The sequence below is a fragment of the Neobacillus drentensis genome (assembly GCF_036965425.1).
Taxonomy (GTDB): Bacteria; Bacillota; Bacilli; order Bacillales; family Cytobacillaceae; genus Neobacillus; species Neobacillus drentensis_F.
This window is the reverse complement of record NZ_JBALPP010000039.1, coordinates 32128-53864: the sequence shown is the minus strand read 5'-3', so window position 1 is coordinate 53864 and position 21737 is coordinate 32128. Positions and strand designations below refer to the sequence as shown.

The 21737-nt window shown below is 42.5% G+C and carries 24 protein-coding genes; 2 read left to right on the top strand and 22 right to left on the bottom strand.

Going from position 1 to position 21737, the window contains the following annotated elements; translation table 11 throughout:
* Positions 1 to 39 precede the first annotated feature (39 nt).
* Positions 40 to 699 (top strand): VOC family protein, encoded by a 660-nt coding sequence (locus tag V7161_RS10890; RefSeq protein ID WP_335445051.1) that lies wholly within the window; start codon positions 40 to 42, stop codon positions 697 to 699.
* Positions 700 to 836: 137 nt separating this feature from the next.
* On the opposite strand, the gene V7161_RS10885 is transcribed toward V7161_RS10890, so the two are convergent.
* From V7161_RS10885 to V7161_RS10860, 6 genes are all read right to left on the bottom strand, one after another.
* Positions 837 to 1409 (bottom strand): thermonuclease family protein, encoded by a 573-nt coding sequence (locus V7161_RS10885; protein WP_335445050.1) that lies wholly within the window; start codon positions 1407 to 1409, stop codon positions 837 to 839.
* Between the two features lie 132 nt (positions 1410 to 1541).
* Complete coding sequence (locus tag V7161_RS10880; RefSeq protein ID WP_335445048.1) at positions 1542 to 1964, bottom strand: hypothetical protein; 423 nt, start codon at positions 1962 to 1964, stop codon at positions 1542 to 1544.
* 176 nt (positions 1965 to 2140) lie between these two features.
* A complete protein-coding gene (locus V7161_RS10875; protein ID WP_335445046.1) occupies positions 2141 to 2566 on the bottom strand; it encodes a hypothetical protein in 426 nt (141 codons plus the stop codon).
* 47 nt (positions 2567 to 2613) lie between these two features.
* Entirely contained in the window at positions 2614 to 3885 is a 1272-nt protein-coding gene (locus tag V7161_RS10870; protein ID WP_335445044.1) for a DnaB-like helicase C-terminal domain-containing protein, read from the bottom strand.
* Entirely contained in the window at positions 3882 to 4889 is a 1008-nt protein-coding gene (locus V7161_RS10865) for a DnaD domain protein (protein WP_335445059.1), read from the bottom strand. The genes V7161_RS10870 and V7161_RS10865 overlap by 4 nt, the downstream gene beginning before the upstream one ends.
* A 357-nt stretch (positions 4890 to 5246) precedes the next feature.
* Complete coding sequence (locus V7161_RS10860; protein ID WP_335445042.1) at positions 5247 to 5450, bottom strand: hypothetical protein; 204 nt, start codon at positions 5448 to 5450, stop codon at positions 5247 to 5249.
* A 145-nt stretch (positions 5451 to 5595) separates the two neighbouring features.
* Here V7161_RS10860 and V7161_RS10855 point away from each other — a divergent pair, with 145 nt between their 5' ends.
* Positions 5596 to 5772: a hypothetical protein gene (locus tag V7161_RS10855; protein WP_335445041.1), complete on the top strand. Its 177-nt coding sequence runs from the start codon at positions 5596 to 5598 to the stop codon at positions 5770 to 5772.
* 382 nt (positions 5773 to 6154) lie between these two features.
* Here the strand turns inward: V7161_RS10855 and V7161_RS10850 are convergent, their stop codons facing one another.
* The 16 genes from V7161_RS10850 to V7161_RS10775 form a co-directional block, all read right to left on the bottom strand.
* Positions 6155 to 6379 (bottom strand): hypothetical protein, encoded by a 225-nt coding sequence (locus tag V7161_RS10850; protein WP_335445039.1) that lies wholly within the window; start codon positions 6377 to 6379, stop codon positions 6155 to 6157.
* Positions 6380 to 6450: 71 nt separating this feature from the next.
* Positions 6451 to 7518 carry an S-methyl-5-thioribose-1-phosphate isomerase gene (gene mtnA, locus V7161_RS10845; protein ID WP_335445038.1) on the bottom strand — a complete coding sequence of 356 codons (1068 nt, stop codon included), beginning with the start codon at positions 7516 to 7518 and terminating at the stop codon, positions 6451 to 6453.
* Positions 7515 to 8135, bottom strand: coding sequence for a class II aldolase/adducin family protein (locus tag V7161_RS10840; protein WP_335445037.1), 621 nt, complete (start codon positions 8133 to 8135; stop codon positions 7515 to 7517). The genes mtnA and V7161_RS10840 overlap by 4 nt, the downstream gene beginning before the upstream one ends.
* An 18-nt stretch (positions 8136 to 8153) precedes the next feature.
* Positions 8154 to 9647, bottom strand: a complete 1494-nt coding sequence (locus tag V7161_RS10835; RefSeq protein WP_335445035.1) for an amidohydrolase family protein — start codon at positions 9645 to 9647, stop codon at positions 8154 to 8156.
* Complete coding sequence (locus tag V7161_RS10830) at positions 9605 to 10369, bottom strand: MTAP family purine nucleoside phosphorylase (RefSeq protein ID WP_335445033.1); 765 nt, start codon at positions 10367 to 10369, stop codon at positions 9605 to 9607. The genes V7161_RS10835 and V7161_RS10830 overlap by 43 nt, the downstream gene beginning before the upstream one ends.
* Positions 10370 to 10386: 17 nt before the next feature.
* Positions 10387 to 11157: an MTAP family purine nucleoside phosphorylase gene (locus V7161_RS10825; protein ID WP_335445031.1), complete on the bottom strand. Its 771-nt coding sequence runs from the start codon at positions 11155 to 11157 to the stop codon at positions 10387 to 10389.
* A gap of 12 nt (positions 11158 to 11169) precedes the next feature.
* Positions 11170 to 11340, bottom strand: a complete 171-nt coding sequence (locus V7161_RS10820) for a XapX domain-containing protein (protein WP_335445029.1) — start codon at positions 11338 to 11340, stop codon at positions 11170 to 11172.
* Positions 11337 to 13079 carry an IlvD/Edd family dehydratase gene (locus V7161_RS10815; RefSeq protein WP_335445027.1) on the bottom strand — a complete coding sequence of 581 codons (1743 nt, stop codon included), beginning with the start codon at positions 13077 to 13079 and terminating at the stop codon, positions 11337 to 11339. Before V7161_RS10815 ends, V7161_RS10820 begins: the two co-directional genes overlap by 4 nt.
* Positions 13080 to 13092: 13 nt before the next feature.
* A complete protein-coding gene (locus tag V7161_RS10810) occupies positions 13093 to 14343 on the bottom strand; it encodes a lactate racemase domain-containing protein (protein WP_335445026.1) in 1251 nt (416 codons plus the stop codon).
* Positions 14344 to 14355: 12 nt separating this feature from the next.
* Positions 14356 to 15804 carry an NAD-dependent succinate-semialdehyde dehydrogenase gene (locus V7161_RS10805; protein ID WP_335445024.1) on the bottom strand — a complete coding sequence of 483 codons (1449 nt, stop codon included), beginning with the start codon at positions 15802 to 15804 and terminating at the stop codon, positions 14356 to 14358.
* Between the two features lie 17 nt (positions 15805 to 15821).
* Positions 15822 to 16676, bottom strand: a complete 855-nt coding sequence (locus V7161_RS10800; RefSeq protein ID WP_335445023.1) for a nucleoside phosphorylase — start codon at positions 16674 to 16676, stop codon at positions 15822 to 15824.
* A complete protein-coding gene (locus V7161_RS10795; protein ID WP_335445022.1) occupies positions 16673 to 17464 on the bottom strand; it encodes a 2-phosphosulfolactate phosphatase in 792 nt (263 codons plus the stop codon). Before V7161_RS10795 ends, V7161_RS10800 begins: the two co-directional genes overlap by 4 nt.
* A gap of 22 nt (positions 17465 to 17486) precedes the next feature.
* On the bottom strand, positions 17487 to 18257 hold the full coding sequence (locus tag V7161_RS10790) for an energy-coupling factor transporter transmembrane component T family protein (RefSeq protein ID WP_335445020.1): 771 nt from the start codon (positions 18255 to 18257) through the stop codon (positions 17487 to 17489).
* Positions 18254 to 19993 carry an ABC transporter ATP-binding protein gene (locus tag V7161_RS10785; protein WP_335445019.1) on the bottom strand — a complete coding sequence of 580 codons (1740 nt, stop codon included), beginning with the start codon at positions 19991 to 19993 and terminating at the stop codon, positions 18254 to 18256. The genes V7161_RS10790 and V7161_RS10785 overlap by 4 nt, the downstream gene beginning before the upstream one ends.
* Complete coding sequence (locus V7161_RS10780; protein WP_335445018.1) at positions 19971 to 20588, bottom strand: ECF transporter S component; 618 nt, start codon at positions 20586 to 20588, stop codon at positions 19971 to 19973. Before V7161_RS10780 ends, V7161_RS10785 begins: the two co-directional genes overlap by 23 nt.
* Positions 20589 to 20675: 87 nt before the next feature.
* Positions 20676 to 21371, bottom strand: coding sequence for a GntR family transcriptional regulator (locus V7161_RS10775; protein ID WP_335445016.1), 696 nt, complete (start codon positions 21369 to 21371; stop codon positions 20676 to 20678).
* Between the last annotated feature and the right edge of the window lie 366 nt (positions 21372 to 21737).

Genomic DNA, 21737 nt, shown 5'->3' with positions numbered 1-21737 from the left:
AAATATAAATAATCTTTAATCAAGGAAGAGGAAATCGATATGAAAATCACTCACTTAGAATTAAAAACTTCAAATATTGACGGGATGAAAGAGTTCTACAACGAAGTGTTAGAGCTGCCTATATTAATTCAGACAAAAGAAACCTTTTCTGTGGCTGCCGGTGAGACTGTATTGACATTCCAATTAAGTGAAGATAATCCTCAATATCATTTTGCATTTAATATCCCAAATAATAAATTAGATAAAGCGGTCAATTGGCTTAATTCAAAAGTGGATCTAATTAAATATGAGGAGAAACAAATTATTCATTTTGAGAGCTGGAACGCTCATTCACTATATTTTGAAGATCCGGCTGGGAATATATTGGAGTTTATAGCCCGTCATAATTTATCGAATAAGAAACAAGGCCCCTTTTCTTTTAAGGATATCTTGAACATTAGTGAAATCGGGCTTCCAGTTGACAATGTTTTAGGTGCCGTAGAGGCATTGCATTCTTCCTTTGGTTTATCTACTTGGAGACCACCTACTGAAACCTTCAGTACAATCGGGGACGAACATGGGCTTATCATTGCAGTCTCTAAAGGCAGACAATGGTTTATGTCAGATATTATCGCTGACCATCATCCGATTAAAATAAAAATAGAAGCACACCAACAACTAGAACTTGCTTATGAAGATTATGTTATCACTTCTAAATAGACTATGAAAAAAGCGTTACTTGGTGAAGTATCGCTTTTTTTTTACTTATTTTGTTAAACTGGTCGTACGTCCGATTAGATGTTCGCCACAGATCTGAATTAATTTGATTGAGTGTTAATTCTATTTCTTTATTTTTTTTATTTTTGAACACACCCATTAAACCCCCATTTAGTTACATAATCCGAATGGCTCCAGATATTTAATCTGCTTCTTTTCGCCAATTGTTCAGCCTCCCTAAATACTGCTAAATATTTATAATCTGGATTCATGATATAAGCAACCCTTGCAAATCCTTCATTCAGTAATAGCTCTTGAACCGATTGTCCATCGACATAAACATAAGCAAGCACTCTTCCGTAAGTATCTCTTATGTTCCCTTGTTCAAACTCCAACGTTAATTTACCGCTCTTGACCAACTGGTTATTCCTTTTAAAAGCCTCCTTCGCAAAAGGCTGGACACACATTCCTTCCTTTTTTGATTCGGGTGTATCAACTAAAAGATAGCGAACTGTTTCGGTTTTTCCCTTAATTTTCACTTTGATCGTATCGCCATCTATGGTTTTTACTAAAGTAATGGGTTCCTGAACTGTAGAACTTTCTGCATCCGATTTAATGATGAGATTTTGGTTGTGTTCTTCATTCTGAATTTGTGGAAACCCAAGAATGATAGCCGCTGTGAGTAGAGTAACACCAACTATCTTTTTTCGCATCCAAATCTCCTCCTATCCTCTCAAATTGACGAACTGCCCATTTATCATGTGGAATGATGATCGAAGTTACAAAAAAATGCAGCATGATTCAATCACGCTGCATTTATTACACACCTTGATGTTTTATTTAAATTAATATATTTGGGTTGTATCAACAGCTGAATTTGTTTCAGTATGTCCACTTTTAGCCATCAACTTCCGATATGTATAAGGATCAAGCCTTTTTAGTTTCTGATAGTTTAAGGTGTACCACCTCGACTTATCTAATTTTGATTCATTCCAATTGGCAGACACGATGTATCCTTTTTCCTCGAGTAGATGAACCAGTCTTTTGATCGAACTCTTTGACCAAATACTCAAATGCTCATGTAACTCATCATAGGTGATAGTTACCCATTTCTCACTTTTAATTAACTGACCTTTGTTTTCTATCAATTTATGAAGCTGATACAATAAAAAAGCTTCCTTTAAACCAATGCTAAGAATCCACGAATTGATGTTCTCTACCGAAATTTCTTTCACTTGTGATTCCTTCAGTCCTTCATCTCCCAACATATATTTTTGTTCATCCCGCCAGGATGATTAGCTAATCTGTATTTTCCAAATCTAGCTAACCATCCTTTCACCTTACACCCTTTATATAGATAAAAATGATCTGATAGGACAAGGTAGGAATTACTTTTTACATAAGTGACCTTGTGGAAAAGAACAAAATATATTTGGCCATAACATCACACCCTATGAGAATACCCTGCAATAGCTGGAAAACGATCGAATTCTTTCTTCATATCTCGAAACGAAATCACATCATTTCCTCTAGAAAGCTGGAAATCTAGTGAGTATTCGTGACAGTTCAATGGTGTTTGGTGAAAGGTGTCAGTATAGAACTGGATGGCCTCTTGTTTGCTGGCTGCATAGATAAAGGCAAATTCATTCTGCTTCATCTTCAAAGAGTAAATACCATTCCTGCTGCGAAAACCTAATAGATTCGTTTTAATCATTTCTGCTACCTTCTGATGATTTGCTTGTTTTAAGTCTATTTTGGAAATGTTGTCCTCTAATGAAATTTTCTTCTCTTCTAATAAATGGTGAATATAATGAGCCAACGAGGAATGTTCACAATGTATACAATTAAGGTAAAGTTCTTTTACGTTCATAAATAGCACCTCAATATGGGATTTTATTATTGTTCATAAGCTTGTTCTTAAAGAGATGATTCAACAGTGATAATCTGTCCCTTTTGGTCCTCAATCTTTCCAGTATGTTCGTTATAATTTACCGCGATGGTTCCAACTGGACCATTTCTGTTTTTCGAAACGATAATTTCAAGGGAATAATCCTGAGACTCCTTGTCATAATACTTTTCACGGTACAAAAACAAAATGACATCGGCATCTTGTTCGACGCTGCCTGATTCCCGAATATCAGACATCATCGGCCGTTTGATGGCTCTTGATTCTACCGATCGATTTAACTGCGCTAAACAAATAACAGGGCAATTAAAATCCTTCGCCATCCTTTTAAGAGATTTGGAAATTTCCGTTACTTGTAAATGGGAATTCCCTCCAAAATGTTGGCTGGAATGAATCAACGTTAAGTAATCGATAAATAGGATCGGCTTCTTATCAGGAAATTGATGCATTAATTTTCGTGTTTTCGCTCTCATTTCGGCAATCGTTTGACCGGCCCCATCAAAAATCTGGATATTGGTTTCAGTAAGCTCATTAATCACACCCGACCATTTATCTTTTTGTCTTGGAGTCAGCATTCGTTTCGGATCCCGCATTTTGGCACGGTTAAAGCCTCCGGTCGAAGCAATTAATCGTGTCGTTATGAGCTTTTCAGGCATTTCTAGGGAAAATACGAGTGGCAAAAACCCGGCCCAACCCGACATTTTCGCAAAATGAAGCATGACGTCGGTTTTTCCCATTGAGGGTCTTGCTGCTAATATCGTTACTTCTCCATCCTGAAATCCTCCAGTTACTTCGTCGAGCTGTCTAATACCCGTTGGTGCATTTTTCAACGTATTTTGATCTTCCCAGGGTGCCTCATAGATAAAGGACATCGCTTGCTGTAAGGACGTGTGATCCTCCATTTTCATTTGGTTAATTTTATCCAATTCGACAATGACTTTCGCAATCTCCCAATCATTCATAGCTGCAACGGTTAAGATGTTTCTCTTTTCTCGTTCCTTCCAAAGGCCGAGAATGAGCTTCTCCATTCCTTCAAATTTTTCTGGATCCGCATACGATTGCAGCTCCGATAGGTAGGAAATTCCACCCAATGACTCTAGATCAGGTAAGGTTGTTAATGTAATCAAATCAACATTCCTGCCGGATCGGTTCAACTCCAGCATTCTCCGCATTAATTCTTTATGCTGGATACTCTCTAGCTGTTCAGGTTGAATAACGGTATCCTTCAGTAAGTAATCCGCCTTTATCAAGCTGCCTAAGAAAGCTTTTTCCGCTATACTCACCAATCTTCACCTGCCGTAAGATCGAGTTTAAATCCTCCAGGAATCGCTCTTCCGGCAGAAATCGATTCGGTTGGTCTCCTATGCTTTGATGCACAATTTTCACTCTCATAAAAAGAATCAATTTCTTCTACGGTCTGAAGGGAGTCATTTACCCAGTTTTTCAGAATTCCAACTACATAACTCAGCTTCCGCTTGTTATTGGCACTAGCAATATTCATAGCTTTTAATATCACCTCTTTTGGTTGTAAAAATATAGAATCATCTAACCAAGATAGTAATTGTTGTTTGGCATTCACGTTCGAAAAACCAAAACCATTGTTGTCCCAATACTCAACAATTTCTTTCACATCCTTTTGATACTTCTGTGATGGATTCTCGATTTCTGGATTATCCTCTATATTTGGAAGAAAAGGTTCTTGTTGTTGTTTTATATTTACATTAAAATTATTAAATCCTTTTTCTTTTTGTCCCCGTATCGTAGAACGTTGCACGACTGGATCAACTAACTCTTCGCAATCAGTATTGACATATGTATCTTTTACATCTTCTTCACTCAAATCATTCTTATTTAACATTTCTCCGTGTCTACAAAAGGATTCAAACAAGCTGTAAATGTCCTGTTTAACAATGGAATTAGAAACATAAAGAATAAGCGAGAGGTCCTCGACATCTTTTAATTCGGAATAGATACAATCCATGACCGGTTTCCCGCCTTTATGCAGATTGTATTTCCCCCAGTTTTTAATCGCCAGCTCTCTCGTCTCCGGATTGTATCGAATCACTTTGTGAAGCTCGATGAATCGTTCCATTAACGAATGAACACTTTCAATTGAATACCCCAAGTCAAAAGCCATTTGTTTTTTGGTAATCTTATAGATTCCAATTTGAGTCGTATGTGGATTGGTAAGTAGATACAGGTAAAAGTATTTGTCCTCCGGAGACATCTCGTCAGAAACAACCGGATTCTTCCAAAAATCAGTCCGCACCATTCTGTATTTTGCCATCTTCAACCACTGCCCTTCTCCTAATAAAATTCCTTCATACTTGATATAGAAAAAAATGAAAGAAATGGTCATATGTATTTCAATAAACCTTAGCCTTCTCTTTATGTAGGACCACTTCTTGATACTTCTACGATATCGAGATAGACGGTTTAAAGCGAACTTCCATTTTTCATTTTTGAGGGCATTTTTGGTGCGAAAACGTCAAAAAACGCCTTCAAAAATGATTTTTGAAGGCGTTTTTTGCAATTTGGAACGATTTTTAGGCTTTTTTTGTGAAGGTCGTTTTCTTTGTAATTTATTTGATTAATGTCTAACCCTTTACGATTTTTAGAAAAGCACCCGTTCATTAAGAACTATTTAGTAAGTTGTGTTATTATACATGTTTATTGGGTGTGAATTCTCTTTTATTAAGTTGTCAATTATTTGCTTTAATACACTTGGTTCTCTTAAGTCTTTATTTTTATTCGTTACAAGGTCGTATACTTTTTTCCACATGCAATCAGAAATTTCATCTTCTTCAAGATTTAACGATCCTTCAGTAACCTCATCAATAACCTCCATTCTCTTTGCTACCCTTTCTGCTTGAAACGATTAAAAATATTCGATTCTAAGCCTTAAATATTTGGGATAAAAATCGAATTACATATTTGCCAGAATAACTTATTATTTTTTACATAACATAAAGTCGATTAGGAGGTGAAAAGGAATGGTTAATCAAAGGGATAATAACCAAAGTGTTTCAGAAAATATCAAAGATACCGCAGGAGCAGCATTTCATTCTATTCACAGAGGGTTAGAAGCCACTGAAAATGCCGCAATGAATGCTGTTGACGCAACTGCAAAAGCTGTTAAAAACTTATCAGACAATGACAACAGAAGTTAGAAAATTGACGGAATACGGTTTAAATCAACGCCAGTATTTGACGTTTTTTCTATTAATCAAAACATTAGCCTTCCCATGGAACGATCTCAAGTTGAGACCATTTTTCTTTCTATTTATTTTCCTTATTTTCAAAAATTTCTCTAGTTACCATCCGTTTATTTGGTCTAACATACAATGAAAATAAATCATCCAAGTGGTATGCTACCTAGTGTAATGCTTTCCTTTTCAAATATTGGTTAGATTCTTTCAAAGGGTTGGAAAAGTGACTAGTAATAATTTGTTTATCTTAATCTTTGAAAGTATTAATGAAAGCGTTATGGTATCACATGATCAGATGAAATACTGTAATCATCTATTTACCTACTGCTCCACCTCTCTGTAATCATCTAAAAAGCTCTTTGCCATCAATCCCCTTTGCGGTTTTTAGATCTGTTCGTATAACCTTAATCATTCTTGGGACATAGGATTCTGACATATTTTCTGAGTCGTAGCCCCATAGAACCTTTGAAACCTGGCGAATCGTAACGGGCTCCTCACTTAGAATAATAGTTTCTAAGATTTGCGCTTTAACAGAGGAAAAGCGAACACTTTCTAATTTTCCATTCAACACGGTTTTTCCCTTAGTTGCTGTTCCATTTTCCTCATCTCCAAAATGGATTACTTTGATCTTTTTCGTTCTTACTGAACAACCTTGCTGTTTAACTGTTGTAGATTTTGGGAAAAGGGATGAGTAATGACACCTTTTTCGGTGATGATTCCCGAAAGATAACTGTTTGGCGTAATATCAAAAGACGGATAAATTGCTTCCACACCCTTTGGAGCAAGGCGCTGTCCATTTAGGGAAGTCACTTCCTCTGCACCGCGAAATTCCACTTCAATATCGGCGCCGCTTTGAATAGAAAAGTCTATCGTATGACTAGAGGTGGCTGTATAAAAGGGAATATCATGTTCCTTGGCTGCTAGGGCGTGCATATATGTTCCGATTTTATTGGCCAAATCTCCGTTTGCGGCAACCCTGTCGGAACCTACGACCACCTTTTGCACCCTGCCTACGCTCATACAATAGCCCGACATGTTATCTGTGATTAACGTGACAGGGATTCCGAACTTCTGAAGCTCATAAGCGGTGATCCTCGCTCCTTGTAAATATGGTCTTGTTTCACAAGCAATGACTTGAATGTTTTTCCCTTGTTCATAAGCCTTGCGAATGACTGACAGCGCTCGTCCGCCATAACCAGATCCAGCCAATGCCCCGGAATGGCAATGGGTGAGTACCGTATCGCCATCATTTATTAAATTGGCTCCATGGCTTCCTAGTAAATGCTCGAATTGCAACTGTCGTTCTAAAATCTCTATTACCTTTGCTTCGATTCTGTCAATCGGCGTCATTTCAAAACCATTTACACAATCCATAATTTCATCAATCGTTTTCATCAAATTGACTGCGGTCGGGCGGGTGCTTTTGAGCAATCTAGCCGCACGAATCATTTCTTCCCGCGTTCCGCCAGAATGAAGAGCGGCCAAATACATCCCCCACGCTCCTGCAATCCCGATTGCCCCTGACCCTCTTATGGTCATATTTCTTATCGCCTCAGCCAGATCCTCCACTTTCTGGATTGTGAGAATTTCCTCTTTATGGGGCAGCTTTAACTGATTGATCAGTTTTAGTGCCCCATTTTCAAACCAAATGGAAAGTAAAAGCTGCTGGTCTTTTAGATTCCGAACGAATTGCTCAAGCTTGCTCATTTCATTACCTCCTTTTTACTAAGCTGTGGTAGTGATGCTTGAATTTGCATTTTGATAAAAGCCTGATTGGCTGTATCCTCCACAAGGGTGGCAATGTTATAAGCTGCTTCAAGGGAAGGACCAACCGTACATATTCCATGATCTTTCATTAATGCTGCTTTAATACCTGGGTACTTTTCAAAAACTTCGGTAACAAAATAAGCTAACTCTTCTGAACCGGAGGGCGCCGCTTCCGCAACGGGTACATGGCCAAGAATCTTTTGAGCCGTTACAGTGGGCAGCGGGAGCTCTATTCCTAAGCAAGCAAATCCGATTGCATAGTTTGGATGACAATGAACTACCGCCTGGACATCAGGGCGTGTCCGGTAAATTCCTAAATGGAATCGGTACTCTTTCGAAGGCGTCCCATATCCCTCTAAAACCTCTCCATCCATCGATAAAAGGAGAGCGTCCTCTTTTGTGACTTCACCAAGGCTGATTCCTGATCTTTTTATAAGAATGGCATCACGTTCTGGAACTCGTACACTGATATTTCCGCCTGTCGCTTGTGTCAGTCCCCGACTGTATACTTTATGAGAAATATGGACCAATTCTTTTTTCAAAAGTTCTTCTTTCACACTCAATTCCCCCTATGATCAATGATATTCTAATAGGATTTTTTCAAAGTGCGGTCTAAGTTGTTCAGCCCGTTTTAATGGTTCCTGCCATTTTTCTAGCAAACTCTCTTGTCTTCTTTTCACTTCATGAAGGATTTTTTCTTCATCAATATTCACTGTTTTCCCGTTCCGCACTGTCCACTCTCCATTGATGAGAACGGAATCGACAGACGAGCCATTTTCCTGGTGAATCAGTTGGGATATTGGGCTGTTCAATGGGGTCCAAAATGAATTTTTCGTTCCCAATAACACCAGGTCTGCTTTTTGGCCTGATTCAATCCTACCCAAGTCTCCTTCCAGTCCCAATACCTTCCCGCCTGATGTGCTTGCCATGTTAAATATCGTCGCATCCGTCAGCCAATTGGAATAATCGCTTTCCCGCGGACGATGAATCATCGCAGTCAGACGCATGGCATCAAATAAATTGTGAACGGTTCCGCAATTAGAGCCGTCTGTTCCAATTGCCACATTTGCCCCTTTTTTCAAAAAGGCTGGAATGGGTGCGATGCCGCTTCCGAGCAGCAAATTGCTCGCTGGGTTATGAATAATGGATACGTTTCGATCGGCTAATAGCTGGATTTCTTCGTCATCCAACCAGACGGCATGGGCTGCCGATACTTTTTCATTCCAAAAACCTAGACGGTCGAGGTAACGGACGATGCCTTCTTGATACAGCTTCCGGCTTTGCTCAAATTGTGCTTTTGTTTCCAGCAGATGCGTATGAATCCGCAAATTTTCTTTTTCACTAAGTTCTTTGCATAAATGAAGGATGTTTTCTGAACAACGCTGCGGAGCATTCGGGCCTAGTTGGACAGTGAGTCTTCCGTCTTTTTGATGCCATGTTGATATGAGCGTTTTAAAAAAGGATTTCATTTCTTCGATTGAAGCGCGAGGTTTTTGCGAATTTTGTTTCTGAATAGATGGCGGAAAAGAGACTTGAAAAAATTGTTCGTCAGGCACATCCTGCAGCATCGGGGCAAAGGCTACCCGCATGCCAGCTTCGTCATAGGCTTTAAGCGCTGCCTCGGATGCCGCAATATGAGGAAAGTGGTCTACGCAGCTTGTCACACCTGATTTCATCATCTCGATACAGCCTAGGAGCACAGAATAATAAATATCCTCGTCTTCAAGCGAATAACCATATGCCATGGTATATAGCGCCCATATTTCCAGCGGGAGATTGTTGGTCGTACCCTTTAGTAAATTCGTATAGGAATGGTAATGAGCATTTACCATTCCTGGAATTAATACCATGTTCTCAGCGTCGATGATTTCATCTGCATATTGTTCAAGATCGTTAACAAGATTCTCTTGATCGTAAAACACATGCGTGATTTTCTGCCCTTCTACCATAACAGTCCCCTTCTTGTTCCCAACAGAAGACATGTTGGAAACAATCAAGGGATTTTTAATAAGCGTTTTCTTTGCGATCATGTCCTTGACAATACAGCCCGTTCGTAGGCTTCCTGGCAAGAGCAGTTTTTCCTTTCACCTGCAAGCTTAATAGCTTCGAGCATAAGGGTGCTCACCGTTTCGCGTTTGCGTTCTCCCACTTCCTTATGTGCTTTTAAAGAAGGTTTGTGGTCGGTTATACCCGGAGCCATGTTGGTAGCCATCGTGACCACGGAATAGCACATCCCAAGCTCTCTTGCAAGCGATGCTTCCGTCGCGTTTGTCATCCCGACAACATCCATTCCCCATTTTGCAAACAATTGTATTTCCGCTTTTGTTTCATAACGTGGACCTTCCACACAGACTAATGTGGTCTTCTCTCTAAGCGGTTCATTGATCTCTTTCGCCGCCTGAACAAAAACCTCTTGTAATTCCGGACAAAACGGTTCCGTAATGTCAACGGAATATTTTCCATATGATTTCACTCGGGTTGTCAAATCCACAAATTGGTCGAGCAAAGATAGGCTTCCGACTTCAATTTCAGGATTAATCGCCCCAACCGCAGAAACAGACAAGATTCTTGTAACTTCTAACTCCTTTAATGCAAGAATATTAGCACGATAATTTACAAACGGAGCAAGAGCATCATGATGCTTTCCATGCCTTGGAAGAAAATAAACTTCCTTACCTTCTGATACGGCACGGAAAACCGTGACGTCACCATATTCCGTATGAACCGTTTTTTCTACCATTTGATCAAAAAGCTGATAGAATCCTGTTCCACCAATAATTCCTATTTTCATCATTACACCCCATCTAATTAGTTATTTATTAATATCATATATTCGTTATAAGACTTGGCACACTGACAGCTCTTCTGTTCTGAAAGTAAGGCAAGAGTTTTTACCATGAGCGCTTTGACTTTATCTTTGTTTATTGCTGCCACTCTTTTATGCGTCCCCAGGTCAGGAGGAATCGGCGCAAATCCCGTAGCGAGATCGGTTGAGAGCGTGACGGCCGAATAACAGATTCCAAGCTCTCTTGCCAGGGCCGCTTCCGTTGAGTTCGTCATGCCAACTACATCCATTCCCCATGAAGAAAAAAGCTGCAGCTCACTGCTGGTTTCATAGATTGGTCCATCCACACAGATGAGAGTCGTATTTTCATATAATGTCTGACTATTCTCCGTAGCTGCCGTACTCACTGCCTTCTGAAGATCCGGGCAAAACGGATAGGTCATATCGGCTGAAAATTGGCCGTATGTATTGTCCCTCCTTCGCGAGAAATCGACAATTTGATCCGGCATGGATAACCCGCCAATGGGAATGTCCGGATTAATGGAACCTACAGCTGAAACGGCGATGACTTGCTCAATCCCGGCTTTTTTGAGGGCCATCATATTCGCTTTATAATTCACAAAAGGCGCCAGTACCCCATGCTCCGTTCCATGCCTTGGCAAAAAATAAACCTCTTTATCCTCAAACTCTCCTTTAAGCAGGGTAACCTGCCCGTAATCCGTTTCGATGCATTGCTCGGTAAGTGTGTGAAACAGATCATACAATCCCGTGCCGCCAATCAAGCCGATTTTCAATGCGTTTCCTCCTTATCCGAATATTTTTTCCATCAATGCGGAGACCGCTGTGCCGCCCAGCCAAACCCCAACAATGCCGACAATCCCCGCGAATACAGGCGGTGCAGGAAGCGGGAGCCGTACGACCTTAAAGACAGCCCCCACAATGATGCCCGCAATCAGGGCTAAGAATATCTCCCTCATACCTTCTCACCTTCTAACTCAAATGAAAAAGGAACGTCCAGCTTATCGGTTTCAGGTGCAGGTCGTAAAAAGTCAAAGTCACAGCCTTCATCCGCCTGCAACACATGCTGACGGAATAACCAGCCATAGCCTCGCTTGTAATCGGAAAACTGAGGCGGATTCCACTCGTTTCTTCTGCGTTCGAGCTCCTTTTCTGAAATCAGCAGCTCAAGTGTTCGGTTTTCAACGTCCAGCTCAATCCAATCGCCGTCTTTAATCAAGCCGATGGCCCCGCCGACTGCTGCTTCCGGAGAAGCATGAAGGACGACTGTCCCAAAGGCGGTGCCGCTCATGCGGCAATCCGAAAGGCGCACCATGTCTCGGACCCCTTGCTTCAGAAGCTTATTCGGAATCGGGATCATCCCGGCCTCCGGCATACCCGGCGCACCGACTGGACCCGCATTTTGCAAAACAAGCACACTGTCCTGATCGACCTCAAGATTCGGATCGTTCACCCGCTTTTCCATATCCGCAATGGAAGTGAACACAACCGCTTTCCCGCGGTGTTTCAGCAAGTTTTTATCAATGGCTGCTTTCGGTTTCATGATCGCGCCATTCGGAGCCAGGTTGCCCCTCAGTACGGCGATGCCTCCTTCTGGATGAAGCGGATCTTGGAAAGGCCTGATAATATCCCGATACACTTCATCCACTTGAACATTGCTCAAGTTTTCGCCAAGTGATTTGCCCGTAACGGTCAGCTCATCAAGGCTCAGAAGTGGGGACAGTTCTTTTAGAACAGCAGGGATGCCGCCTGCATGATATAAGTCCTCCATTTGATAACGGCCTGCCGGTCTTATATTGGCAATAAACGGGGTGGTTCGGCTTAGCCTCTCAAAGTCTTCTAACGTAAGCTGGATGCCCAGCCTTCTGGCGATGGCGATCAGATGGATGACGGCATTCGTCGATCCCCCTACAGCCATCAACGTTCGCACCGCATTTTCAATAGCTCCCTTTGTCATGATGTCTGAAGGACGAATATTGTTTTCCACCATTTGCACAATGGCTTTTCCCGTTTCCCTTGCCAGACGCATCCGTTCATTTACGGTTGCCGGTGCTGCGCAGGCACCTGGGAGCATCATGCCCATTGCCTCTGCACATGCGGCAATCGTGCTAGCAGAGCCCATTACCATGCAATGTCCTGCCGTCGGCGCCAATTGGGCATTAATGTTTTTAATTTCTTCCTCACTCACTGTTCCAGCATTATACTCCTGCCAGTAAAAACGGCAATCTGAACACGCGCCAAGCGTTTGTCCTTTATATTTGCCATTACTCATCGGCCCGCCTGTGAAAGCAATGGCCGGTTTGTTCGCGCTTGCTGCTCCCATCAGCTGGGCAGGAAGCACTTTATCGCAGCCTCCGATTAGCACGACCCCGTCAATCGGCTGGGCCGTAATCATTTCCTCCGTATCCATCGCCGCCAAATTACGGTAAAGCATGGTCGTAGGACTTGTAAACATCTCTCCGAGGGAAATGGTCGGAAACTCAAGCGGGGTTCCTCCCGCCATCAGAACCCCCTGTTTAATCGCCTCTACCATTGGTTGTAGGTGGCTGTGGCAGCGGTTCACTTCGCTATACGTATTACATATGCCGATGACCGGCTTTTCAAAATCCGCTTCTTCATGGCCAAGATGACGCTGAAAGGCCATGCGGAGGAATTGACTGAAGCCTGCATCACCATAAGATGTATGTGTTTTTTTCATATACTTTCTCCTCTCAATGAACCGATATGGAGAGATTTAGTGTACCGGCTTCCGTAAACTGTATCTCAAATGGGGTTGACTGAATGTCCGCCTTCCCCTTGATCTCGCCCACAAGGTTTTCCGATATATACAAATGTTCAAGCTCCAGCGTATTTTCAATCACCGCTAGTCTTAAAGACATAGGATTGTAGATTCCAAGACTTTGGACTGCTGCTCCAATGGCTTCCTTATCGTTAGGCAGTACAAGAGGTATCATCCCTCTTTGTACGTAAGTGCTCGTCAAACAGTTTAAGTATGTTTTTTGCTTATCCACTTTTTGATACAGTCTTTCGGTTGTTAGATCCGCAAGACCAATACCCGTCGCATTTCCGTGAGAAGCATTATCGAGGTCAAGCACCACAACTCGTTTATAGGCAGGTTTCTCGGGTTCTGGTACACCGAATATTTTGTTGCGGCCGATTACGTTCGTATCCATACCCGTTCCGCTGTAGTTTTTCCCCATTGTTTTAATAATGAGGAGATCCAGTTCCTCAATAGGAATTCTAGGAAAATAGGACTTTGCCAGTTCTAAAAGCTTTTGCTCTTGCACAATGATTTCATCAGGCCGAATGACTTCCAAATTGGCCGTTTCATCAAAGCTGTTTTCGACAATCCCAATGCCAGCAAGCACTTTTCCTGTTTGAAGAAAAGCTCCTCCCACTTCACGAATGGTTTCAGACATGTTGGCAGGGCCTTGGCGATGAAGCTGGTTGGCGCCCTTCGCCTTGCCTAAGCCAACGGTAATCATTTTTAACAGGCCGCTTTCATTCGGACCGCGAAACGCCGTATGCAGTTTAATGCGATTCATGACGATAATCCCGTCTGCTTCCCAGGCATATCGATCGCAATACATCGTAAAGCCCTTTTTCGTTTTGCCAATTTCAATCACTTCATCGGAAGTAACGATGGGGCAGCCGATCGTTTCTTCCGTAAAGCCTAGACTAGTTAACACATCGAGCTGCCCCTCCGCTGTTCCTCCTCCATGACTTCCCATTGCTCCAATGATGAAAGGGGAACATCCGACTTCTTTTAGATAATCAACGACGGTTTTTACGATTAAAACCCGGTTGCTGATCCCTCTGCTTCCCACCGTTATCGCGATTGAACTTCCTTTAGGAATGGGAGGCAGATTCCGTTTGAGCTCTTCCTTTACATGAAGTTCAAGATTTAGTATTTTGTTTTGCGGAAATCGCTGCTTTACATGCACAATTTTCGGCAGATTCATCGTATCCACCTCTTATAATTCTTTAATGGCAACGGAAACGTATTTCATCTCGATGAATTCTTGGATGCCCTCATGTCCGCCTTCGCGTCCGAGGCCAGACTCTTTCATGCCGCCGAACGGAGCTTCCGCGGTTCCAGGGAACACATCATTGATGCCGATGATGCCATACTCCAGCTTTTCCATCACGTTAATGGCCTTAGACAGGTCATTGGTAAACAGGAAGGCCGCCAGCCCGTAATCTGTATCATTGGCTGCTTGGATCGCCTCATCAATGCTTGTAAACGGCACAACCGGTACAACAGGTCCAAATGTTTCCTCGCTCATGATTTTCATCTCATTTGACACATTTGTAAGAATAGTAGGTTCATAGTAGTAGCCTCCCGGGCCATGCCATTCCTTTCCGCCCGCTGTTACAACAGCGCCTTTAGAAACAGCATCCTCTACCTGCCCTTTCACTTTCTCCAATCCGCCTTTATCAATAAGCGGCCCAATCGTTACGCCTTCATCCAATCCATTGCCCAACTGTAACTGCCGCACTCTTTCCTGCAGCTTTTGTGTAAATTCTTCCTGCACATGCTCGTGGACGAAAATCCGGTTTGTACAAATACACGTCTGGCCGCAATTCCGATATTTGCTTGCGACAGCCTGTTCTGCGGCAAGATCGAGATCCGCATCATCCAATACGAGCAGCGGGGCATGGCCGCCTAATTCCAACGATAATTTTTTGACGTTTTGCGCGCTTCCTTTCATTAAAAGCTTTCCGACTTCCGTCGAACCCGTAAACGTAATCGAACGGACATCGGAGCTTTCCATCAACACATTGCCGATTTGGATTGGATCTCCGGTCACTAGGTTAATAACGCCTTTTGGCAAACCTACTTCTTCGAATATTCTTACAATCTCAATCGCACTTAGCGGTGTCTGCTCCGCCGGCTTCAGGACAACGGTGCATCCCGCGGCAATCGCTGGCGCCACCTTCCGTGTAACCATTGCAGAAGGAAAGTTCCATGGAGTGATGGCCGCCACGACACCGATCGGTTTTGGCACCACCCATAAACGCTTGCCTTTTTTGGATGCCGGAATCATCTCGCCGTATACGCGATTTGCCTCTTCGGCATACCATAGCAGGAAACTGGCCGCAAATTCTATTTCACCGCGGGCTTCCTGAAGCGGCTTTCCTTGTTCCATTGTCAATATTCTTGCCAGCTCTTCTTTACGTTCCATCATTTTGTGATAGGCTTTGTACAAATAACCGGAACGTTCTCTTGCCGTCAGGTTCGCCCATGGCTCAAAAGCAGCCTTTGCCGCTTGGACGGCGAGCTCCGTTTCTTCCCCCGAACCATTGGGAACTTCTGCAATTTTTTCACGATTCGCCGGGTTGAATACGTCAATTACTTCCCCCCTGGCAGCACTTATCCATTCCCCGTTAATGTACATGCCATGCTTGATGCCAACTAACATAAAAATCACTCCTCTGATTATTTAGCCGTAATTTTTCCTGCTTTCGTAAGAGACGGGAACCAATATTTTTTCCCCTGAGCCTTCTTCACTTCGTCCCATTCCGCCAGAATCTGCGAAGCTAAATTCGCTACTCGTACGCTTTTTTCAATCCCGCCGTAAGTGAACTCATCTGTAATTCTGTTGGCAACCACTGTACATACAGAACCCGTGCGAAGTCCATAAAGGCCGCCCAAGGTAAAGATCGTCGCTGCTTCCATTTCGAAATTCAATACATTCGCTTTTCGTAAATCCTCTACTTTATTAGCAAAGAAGGTTTGATCGTATCCTCTAAATCCTTTCCGGCCTTGTCCGCAGTACCAAGAAGCAGATGAACAGGATACCCCGACGTGGTAAGTATAATTCAGCTGTTCGGCTGCCTCTACAAGCGCCACGGTCACTTCGTAATGGGCACTTGCCGGATAACGCTCATCCACATAAAACGGGCTTGTTCCATCATGACGCACAGCACCTGAAGAAATGATTAGTTCTCCCGGCTGGATATAGTCTTGAACCGCGGCAGTAGTGCCGACTCGGATGAATGTTTCACCGCCTAGCTCAGCGAGTTCTTCGAAGGCACTGGCTGTAGAGCCTCCCCCTGCACCGGTCGAACAAGCAGAAATTTCTACTCCGCCGATTTTTCCAGAAAATGTCCGATGCTCACGATAATTCGCCACTTTCCTACTCTCATCCCACTCTTCGCCAATCAAATCGACACGCTCCGGATCGCCTGGGAGCAACACAAATTTGGCAATATCGCCTTCCTTGCAGCGAATATGATATTGAAGCCCTTCATCCATTACCGGTTTTGATGCATTCGATTTCCATTCTGTCATTGTACGATCACTCCATTCGAATTTTTCACTTTAATTCCATCTTCTTTTGAAAAATAAACTTCAGGCACGCACCTTGATATATTTTCTTCGGTGCTAAGCCGGATATCTTCTCTGCAATTAATTCTTCTCATTGTTTCTCCACTTCCGGAATCTTCGAAAGCCATATTCGTGTCCGGATAAACCGAAAGTAAATGACGGCTGATTTTTGCCGAGTCTTTCAGCGATGGCACCAAATTTTGCGCCCTTGCTGCTTCCTCTCCATACTGCAGCAGGACACCTGCGCAATAGACGTCATCGAGTGCGGCAATTTGTCCATTTTCCCTACCCGCACAAACAATGGTGACACTGCCCTTCAGCTCTTTTGCTTTGCTGACTGCTTTTTCCATAACCGCTTTTGCGTTATGCAGGGAACCGATTAAAATTTCTTTTATCCCGGATTTCCAAAGTGTTAAGCCAGCAAGAGTGCCGTTTGTCGTCCGCATTACCACGCGCTTCCCCTCAATTCCGATGGAGCGGATGGAGCTCAAGGACGGGCTGAACTGTGCAGACGGAGAAATCTTACCGTCATGTTCCTCAGCACATACAAGCGTCCCATCATGAAGGTAATCGTGCCGTTCGGCAAGCGTTTTGATTTCATCGTCTGTTAAGATGATTTCGGCACAGCCTTTTTCAAACATGGTGACAATCGCTGAAGTAGCCCGCAATACATCTACAAGCACACATACCTGCGTCTGCCCAGCATTAATTTCCTTTGGCATAAAAGCGACTTCAAACTTCATTTCATTCATCCAAATCCCCCCTCCCTTTTCCTTACATCCACTTCGACGCTACTAAATAAACGGTTAACACCACCCAGATTAGGACAAAGGCAACTCCTTTTTTACTGATCTTAATCGTCCTAATATAGGTTCTGTCGGAATAGGCGCCATACCCTTTTGCTTCCATTGTATTGGCTGTAACCCTAACCCTTCTTAACGCCCCCATTAAGAGCGGCAGACTGAAACGCTTTAAGTTTTCCGCTTTATTTTTCAGCCCTTTTTGTTTCCCGACACCGCGAATGGTTTGAGCGGCTTCTATGATGCGCGCTTCACTTTCAAGTGTCGGGACAAATCGAAGCGCGACAAAGATGGAATAGGCATATCTGTACGGAATTTTCAGCTGTTTCGTCAATGAGATGACAATATCCCTTGGATCGCTTGTTGCTACGAATACGAGAGATGATGTGAAAATAGTCAATATTCTGAAAGTAATAGCTGTCGCGAAGTCAACAGACTCCTTGTAGATATGGAGCGGCCCAACCATAAAAAGTTGTGTATGCCCTGGAACAAATAATACTTGAAGGATAAAAAATCCAATGCTGAACAGCAGCATAATCCAAATACCGCGGAACACAAATTTCGGACTGAGCCGAGCCAAAAGGAAAGCCGTCATCAAGGTAATCACAAACAATTCAATCTGTGGAAAGGCTGTTTCATAGATGAAAACGAGTATTGAGATACACATCATCCAAACAATTTTTGTGAGCGGATCCACGTCATGCATGAATGATTTTTTTTCTTGATATTGAAAGGCCATGCTCATAGGGCTTGTTTAACCCCCTCTCTGGTCTGCATAAATTGATCGATCGTGATGACGCCATGCTCCAGCTTCCTGCTCGCCAATCGTTTCGCCAGCTGTGAAATCGGCGGTTCGATCAGTGACGCTTTCTTTAAGATGTCTTCCTGTAAAAACAGGTCGCCAATATCACCGTTATAGATTTTTTCCCCATTATGCATAACCAGGGCGGTGTTCGCCCATTTGCACACAAGACGAATATCGTGGGTAATCATAATGACCGTTTTCCCTTGTTCTTGTAAGCGGTTGCACAATTCAAGAAGCTTTGTGGCACTGGCATAGTCTTGTCCGGTTGTCGGCTCATCGAGAATGACAATGTCTTGACCGAGAATTAACGAGGCAATCACACTTAACCTGCGCTTTTCCCCGCCGCTCAGCACAAATGGATGCTTATCTTTCGCTTCAAGCAATTTAATGCTTTCAAGCGATTCAATCCCTTGCTGGATAATCTCCTGCGGCAGGTCCTCATCTTTTCCGATGCCCTGCTGGACTCTAAGGCTGTAAATGGCTTCTTCAAATACATTATCCGCCACAAATTGATGCTCAGGATTTTGAAACACATAGCCGATATGCTCTGTCATATCAAGCAGCTTTTTATAGTGAATGTCTTCACCATTTACGAAAATTGTTTTTTTAGGAGGTTTAATAATGCCCATCAAATGCTTGACCAATGTCGTTTTTCCGGAGCCGTTCGTGCCAAGAATGGCGACAAAGTCCCCTTTTTTGATGGAGAAACTGGCATTTTTCAAGGCATAGGTGCCATTCGGATAGCGATAATTTAAATTATCAACAGTAATGCAATCATCTGAGTTGGGTTTTGAGCGGAAAGGACGGCTTGACGGCAAAAATGCATCTCTCCACTTTCCTTGCAACTCTTTTGTTGCCTCATCTACGGTGATAGGAAACTTTTCAAAAGAAAAGCCTTGTTGTTGAAGTTTGACCGCTAATTCTGAGATTTCAGGGACCCATAATCCCATCTTGATTAGAATGTCAATCGAATGTTCAAGAATTTCTCGAGGAGTGCCTTGTGAGACAATCTGCCCGTCATCAACAACAATAACGCGGTCAGCTAAATGCATCAGATCGTCAATTTTATTTTCGACCACTATAATGGTATGGCCGTATTCCTTGTGAAGCAGCTGTAATAAATCAAAAATATCCTTTGTGGCTTGAGGGTCAAGATTGGCGGTTGCATTATCCAGTACCAGAATTTTTGGCTTCATGGAGAGAACGGAAGCAATTCCTACTTTTTGTTTCTGACCTCCTGACAGCTCAAACACCTTTCTTGTTTCATATCCCTGCATCCCCACTTTTTCCAGTGCATCTTTGATGCGATGATGGATTTCTTGCGGTTCGACCTTTAAATTTTCCGGTGCAAAGGCGACCTCGTCTTCGACATAAATATTGCATAGCTGCGCGTCAGGGTCCTGGAACACCAATCCCATGCTGGTGGATAAATCTTTCAGTTCAAGATTCAACACCTCTTTGCCGTCAACGATGATCTCTCCCTCAATTTCGCCATCCAGCACATTGGGGATAATCCCATTAAAGGTTTGACAGATGGTGCTTTTTCCTGATCCGCTAGGTCCAACAATTAACACAAACTCACCTTCATGGATTTGAAGAGAAAGATTTTTTAAGACTGGCTCCGTCTCATCTTCATAGGTGTAGGTGAGATTTTTAAGCTCGATAATTGGGGTCAATCGTATTCACCCTTCCTGCTTTGCGGTCTTTAGCAATCTTAAAGCCTTTTAAAATATCTGTCTTTTCTAGCAAATCGCCAATGGCCTTGCTAAGCCAGCCCGATAAAACAATACCGCTCACACAGCGTACTCCGAAAGCAATAATTAAAACGACCCAACCCCATTTGTAGTATCCGAACCAAAAGGATGCGATGACGAACCAGACCGGTACAGCAAACAACCCTGATAAGGCAGTACTCAACCAATCCCAACGCTTATACCGGAATAATAAGTACCCCAATTCAGCTCCTAAGCCATCCGTTATTGCAGCTGTAATGGAAATGAGGCCGTTCGGGTTTCCAGATAGGATTTGTACAACCCCTGCAAGTGTTAAAGTAAAAAATGCCGCACCCGGTTTCCGAATGATATATGCAGCCAATACGCCAGAAATAGTGAAGAGTCCTAGAGTAATAGAAGTTAATATCGGGCCGCCTATAGCCGTTAACATTTGGTTCAACATCGCCAAATAGGTCATGGCTACCCCATTCACAATCGCTAAAATGGCCATTAAGACAATATCAACCGTAGTAAGACGTTTTGATTTTTCTTTTGTCAACTTGCATTCCTCCCTGTTTTAGTTATTCCCCTCTTTAAAAACCACCCTTTACCTTTTTCTGTTTCTTCCTCACCTCCTTTAAAGACTCTAACCTCTTTTTCGAACCACATTAAATTCGAATTTGTCGCTCAAATAATAGCTGTCCGAATAAAGGACAGGTACACCTGCAGTAGAATAGTGAACTTGTTTTAGTAATAGTAGAGCGCTTTTTTCATTTAAATCGAGTTTCTTTTCTACCTTTTCGCAGCTGATGACGGCTTTTAGCGTACAAATCGAAAAGGAAACCTTGTGATCGAATTTCTCTAAAAACTCTAGCAAGGATTCATGATACGTCTCTTTGTATTCAAGTTCCATGCCTGATTGATAAGGAATATAGTCTTCCACATAAACAACTGATTCTCCGTCAGCGGTCCGGACACGCTCGATATAAAACGCCTTTTTATTGTCTTCAAGCAAGAGCTGGCCTCTCACCTCTTCGGAGATATCAATTACACTCGACACCACATTTTTTGTCCCTGGAATGTATCCATGTGCCTTGATAATATTGGTTGAGCTTTCCAACGTCGTGATGGTTGTTTTCAGCTCCTTTTTGGAACCGATTACAAAATTCCCTACGCCATGTCTGCTTAATAATATCCCTTCCTGCTCCAATGTCCGAATGGCTTCCCTGACCGTATTTCTGCTCACTCCAAGCTGTTCCGACAGTTTTTGCTCGGATGGAATTTTCTGCATTGGTTCAAATTCTTTTTTAATCAGCTCATATATCATATCCCTCGCCTGCATATATAAACTCCTGTGCTCTAATTTCATCTGTCTATTCCCTCACTTATTTCAAAATTTTGTCTATCCACCTACGTTGGTCGTCCGATGACTTAAGATGATTTTATCCCAGTACTCTCTCAAATTGCAATACTAATTTTTATAATTTTTTAAAAAATTTTATTTTTTCAACAATTTATACTTTGTAGCTGACATACATGGAAAATTTAACCTACTACAATTATCAAAGCTATTAGGTTTTATTTTTGTATTTAAGTTAATAGATTTCCCGGAGGTCAACATCATTATTCACTTTGCAAGCGCCTCCTCCAGTAAGAAAACATGACTTTGTCTATACTGTATCTAAATTAATACCTTATTCTCTAAAAA

What these genes read in the sequence shown, in the direction of transcription:
- V7161_RS10860 (WP_335445042.1), bottom strand. Translation starts at nt 5,450, where the DNA reads ATGGAGGTTATTGATGAGGTTACTGAAGGATCGTTAAATCTTGAAGAA.
- mtnA (WP_335445038.1), bottom strand. Translation starts at nt 7,518, where the DNA reads ATGAGCAAGCTTGAGCAATTCGTTCGGAATCTAAAAGACCAGCAGCTT.
- V7161_RS10775 (WP_335445016.1), bottom strand. Translation starts at nt 21,371, where the DNA reads ATGCAGGCGAGGGATATGATATATGAGCTGATTAAAAAAGAATTTGAA.
- V7161_RS10815 (WP_335445027.1), bottom strand. Translation starts at nt 13,079, where the DNA reads ATGAAAAAAACACATACATCTTATGGTGATGCAGGCTTCAGTCAATTC.
- V7161_RS10865 (WP_335445059.1), bottom strand. Translation starts at nt 4,889, where the DNA reads ATGGCAAAATACAGAATGGTGCGGACTGATTTTTGGAAGAATCCGGTT.
- V7161_RS10890 (WP_335445051.1), top strand. Translation starts at nt 40, where the DNA reads ATGAAAATCACTCACTTAGAATTAAAAACTTCAAATATTGACGGGATG.
- V7161_RS10810 (WP_335445026.1), bottom strand. Translation starts at nt 14,343, where the DNA reads ATGAATCTGCCGAAAATTGTGCATGTAAAGCAGCGATTTCCGCAAAAC.
- V7161_RS10805 (WP_335445024.1), bottom strand. Translation starts at nt 15,804, where the DNA reads ATGTTAGTTGGCATCAAGCATGGCATGTACATTAACGGGGAATGGATA.
- V7161_RS10795 (WP_335445022.1), bottom strand. Translation starts at nt 17,464, where the DNA reads ATGAATGAAATGAAGTTTGAAGTCGCTTTTATGCCAAAGGAAATTAAT.
- V7161_RS10800 (WP_335445023.1), bottom strand. Translation starts at nt 16,676, where the DNA reads ATGACAGAATGGAAATCGAATGCATCAAAACCGGTAATGGATGAAGGG.
- V7161_RS10830 (WP_335445033.1), bottom strand. Translation starts at nt 10,369, where the DNA reads ATGAAAATAGGAATTATTGGTGGAACAGGATTCTATCAGCTTTTTGAT.
- V7161_RS10855 (WP_335445041.1), top strand. Translation starts at nt 5,596, where the DNA reads ATGGTTAATCAAAGGGATAATAACCAAAGTGTTTCAGAAAATATCAAA.
- V7161_RS10885 (WP_335445050.1), bottom strand. Translation starts at nt 1,409, where the DNA reads ATGCGAAAAAAGATAGTTGGTGTTACTCTACTCACAGCGGCTATCATT.
- V7161_RS10875 (WP_335445046.1), bottom strand. Translation starts at nt 2,566, where the DNA reads ATGAACGTAAAAGAACTTTACCTTAATTGTATACATTGTGAACATTCC.
- V7161_RS10880 (WP_335445048.1), bottom strand. Translation starts at nt 1,964, where the DNA reads ATGTTGGGAGATGAAGGACTGAAGGAATCACAAGTGAAAGAAATTTCG.
- V7161_RS10820 (WP_335445029.1), bottom strand. Translation starts at nt 11,340, where the DNA reads ATGAGGGAGATATTCTTAGCCCTGATTGCGGGCATCATTGTGGGGGCT.
- V7161_RS10790 (WP_335445020.1), bottom strand. Translation starts at nt 18,257, where the DNA reads ATGAGCATGGCCTTTCAATATCAAGAAAAAAAATCATTCATGCATGAC.